General features: G+C 75.4%; 3 protein-coding genes. 2 read left to right on the top strand and 1 reads right to left on the bottom strand.

The window, feature by feature from the left end:
* Nucleotides 1-21: 21 nt before the first annotated feature.
* Nucleotides 22-1,284 carry a glutamine synthetase family protein gene (locus ACFWOG_RS40255; RefSeq protein ID WP_329947668.1) on the bottom strand — a complete coding sequence of 421 codons (1,263 nt, stop codon included), beginning with the start codon at nt 1,282-1,284 and terminating at the stop codon, nt 22-24.
* A gap of 482 nt (nt 1,285-1,766) precedes the next feature.
* Between ACFWOG_RS40255 and ACFWOG_RS40250 the strand changes: the two genes are divergently transcribed.
* Together ACFWOG_RS40250 and ACFWOG_RS40245 are read left to right on the top strand one after the other, a co-directional pair.
* A complete protein-coding gene (locus ACFWOG_RS40250; protein WP_380364650.1) occupies nt 1,767-2,570 on the top strand; it encodes an acetoacetate decarboxylase family protein in 804 nt (267 codons plus the stop codon).
* A 141-nt stretch (nt 2,571-2,711) separates the two neighbouring features.
* Complete coding sequence (locus tag ACFWOG_RS40245) at nt 2,712-3,284, top strand: MarR family transcriptional regulator (RefSeq protein WP_355409431.1); 573 nt, start codon at nt 2,712-2,714, stop codon at nt 3,282-3,284.
* Nucleotides 3,285-3,358 lie beyond the last annotated feature (74 nt).

Below are 3,358 nucleotides of genomic sequence, written 5' to 3'. Positions count from 1 at the left end.
CGTCAGGGTGGGACGACAAGCTCAGAGGTGGTAGCCGTACTCCCGGAACTCCCAGTCGGTCACGTAGCGGTCGAAGCGCTCCAGCTCGGCCCGCTTGAAGGCCAGGAAGGCCCCGGTGAAGTCCTTGCCGAGCGCCTCGCAGAGGGCCGTGTCGGCCTCCAGCGCGTCCAGTGCCGCGCCCAGCGAGCCGGGCAGCACCGGTGCCCTGGCGGCGTCGTAGCCGTAGCCCTCCAGCGGCGCGGACGGTTCCACCGCGTCCTCGACGCCGAGCGCGAGCGCGGCGACGAGGCCGGCGACCGCCAGGTAGGGGTTGGCGGTCGCGTCGCCCAGGCGCACCTCCAGCCGGGTCGCGCCGCCGCGCTCCGGCGGGATGCGCACCATCGCACTGCGGTTGTCCAGGCCCCAGTCGATGAGCCAGGGCGCCAGGGTGTCCGGCCCGAACCGCTTGTAGGAGTTCACGGTGGGGTTGAGCAGCGCGGCCAGCGCGGGCGCGTGCCGCAGGACGCCGCCGATCGCGTGCCGGGCGGTGGCGGAGAGGCCGTCGGGCGCGCCGGGGTCGGCGAACACGTTCCGCCCCGCGGTGTCGAGGCAGGAGACGTGCAGGTGGAACCCGGAGCCGCCCTCGGCGTTGAACGGCTTGGCCATGAAGGTGGCCAGCCGGCCCTCCACCCGGGCGAGCTCCTTGACGGCGGCCTTGAACCGGAACGCCCGGTCCGCGGCGTCCACGGCCTCGGAGTGGGTGAGGTTGATCTCGAACTGGCCGCCGGAGAACTCGTGGTTGCCCATGGTGACGCCGATGCCGAGCCGGCCGAGCTGACGCAGGGTGCGCAGCAGGTGGCCGTCCGGGTCGCCGCGCCGGCCGGCCGCGTAGACGTTGCCCGGGGCGTCCGCGTAGGGCCGCCAGCCGCTCGGCGCGGTCGGGTCCGGGTCGCAGAGGAAGTACTCCAGCTCCGGTCCGACGACGGCGGTGAGCCCGAGCCCGGCGAGGCGTTCGGTGACGGTGTGCAGGACCTCGCGGGGCGACTCCGGGCCCGGGCGGCCGGTGCGCGGGTCGGTGGTGCGGCCGAGGCACCAGGCGACGCCGGGCTCCCAGGGCAGCGGGACCAGGGTGGCGAGGTCGGGGTGGAAGGTGATGTCGGGCAGGCCCGCGTCCAGACCGCCCTCGACCGGGACGACCTCGCCGAGCGGTCCGGTGTGGTAGATCGCGCGGCAGAAGGCGAGGCCGTGGCCGACCGCGTCGGGCAGGGCGTCGACGAGGACGTCGCGGCCCCGGTCGGTGCCCATGAGGTCCGGGTAGGTCACGCGGACGACGTCGATGCCCTGGGCCTTGAGCGCGGCGACCGTCTCGGCGACGCCCGGGCCTGCGGCGTTCGGGCCGGCGACCGGGGCGGTCCCGGCGTCGGGGGTGGTCCCGGCGGGGGATGCGGGGGTGGCGACCTGGTCGGTCACTGCGGGCCTCCTCGTGAGGCTGGCGTGGGGGAGGGAGTGCACCTGCGGTCCGGGCGGGCGAGCGGACAGCTCCGGCCTCGGACTCTCGTTTGGGATCAAACATTAGGCCCGGGTGCCCCGTTCGGCAAGAGTCCGGGCCGGATCCGCGCAATCGGGGAGGAGGGGGTGACAGACGGCCCGTCGCGGCATATCGTATGGCCCCAAACGAGAAACCCCCGCAGGTCGCGCCCCCGCCGCCGCGCCGCTTCCGCGGCCACGCCGCCGCGCCCACCGACCCGCCCGCCACCCGCCCCAGCCACCCCGAACCAGGAGGTGCCGTGGCCACCGTGCACGGCTTCTTTCACCCCAGGACGGCCACCGGCCGCTCCTCCCTCGTCCCGTCCCCGCCCTGGCACTACTCGGGCGACCTGCTGACGATCGAGTACCGCACCGACCCGGCCCGGGTCGCCGAGCTGCTCCCCGCGCCACTGTCGCCGGCCGAGGAGGACCCCGGCGCGGTCGCCCTGATCTGGGCCGACTGGCAGTCCTGCGCCGCCGACGGCGCGGAGCTGCTCGACCCGGTCCGCTCCCAGTACCGGGAGTGCTTCGCCGTGGTGCGCTGCAGCTACCGGGGCCGGACCTACTCCCGCTGCGTCTACATCTGGGTGGACAAGGACTTCGCGATCGCGCGCGGCCTGCACCAGGGCTACCCGAAGAAGCTGGGCTCGATCCACCAGACCCGCCCGCACCCCTTCGGCCCGGCGCCCCGGCTCGCCCCCGGCGCCCGGTTCGGGGCCACCCTCGCGGCGGCCGACCGGCGGCTCGCGCAGGCGGTGGTCACGCTGGAGGAGGAGTCCCCGACCAACGGCTTCGTGAACGGCCACCCGATGGCCCACCACCGCCGGCTGCCGGCCATCGACCGGCCGGGCGCCTTCGCGCTGGACGAGCTGGTCGAGAGCGGGGCCGCCGCCTTCGAGGCCGGACCGGCCTGGCGCGGCAGCGCCGAGCTGGAGCTGTTCGAGGCGCCCACGGAGGAGCTCGCCGCGCTGCGGATCGAGGAGCCGATCGCCGCCTACTACCGGCAGGTCGGCGTGGTCTGGAACGGCGGTCGCCTGCTGGAGTCGGCGGCCACGACGGGCTGATCCTGCGTCCCGGGCCCGGAAACCCCGGGTCCGGGACCCCCAGGCCCCGGACGCAGGTCGTACGGGTGCAAATGGAGTGCCCGGCACGCTAGATTCGGCCGACGACAGAACCGCGGCCCCGCCGCGTGGGAGGGACGACCGGTGACCAACCGCACCATCGAGGAGACCGAGCGGGCCGTCCTGGCCAAGCTGGGCCAGGTTCCGCTGCTGCGGGCGCAGATGGCCGCCGTCTCCAACATCCACCGGGCGGCCGCCGCCGTCCGCCAGCACCTGGAGAACTCCGTCCTGCGCGGCGCCCAGCTGACCTGGACCTCGTTCGTGGTGCTCTGGGTGGTCTGGATCTGGGGCGAGATGGAGACCCGGTACGTCGCCGAGGAGGCCGGCATCTCCAAGGGCACGCTCACCGGCGTCGCCCGCACGCTCGAATCCCGCGGCCTGGTCGAGCGGGTCGGCCACCCGTCGGACGGGCGGATGGTGCTGCTGCGGCTCACCCCCGCCGGGGAGTCCCTGATGGCCGAGCTGTTCCCGCGCTTCAACCAGGAGGAGGCGTTCGTGGCCGGCGCGCTCTCCGACGAGGAGTGCGAGCAGCTGGCCGGCCTGCTGCGCCGGGTCGTCGGCACGCTGGAGCGGGACGGCGGGAACCGCCGCTCCGAGCTGACCGCCGACGCTCCCCCGCCGCCCCGCCCGGGCGGTCGCCGCCGGCGCGAGGCCTGAGCCCTCCGGCCCCCGCCCCGACGCGCCGGCACCCCCTCGGCCCCTCGCGGCCGGCCCGGTCCCCCTCGGAGGAC

Source organism: Kitasatospora sp. NPDC058406 (assembly GCF_042722765.1).
In the GTDB taxonomy this organism is placed as follows: domain Bacteria; phylum Actinomycetota; class Actinomycetes; order Streptomycetales; family Streptomycetaceae; genus Kitasatospora.
Note: the sequence above shows the minus strand (reverse complement) of the source record. Positions and strands in the feature narration are given on the sequence as shown.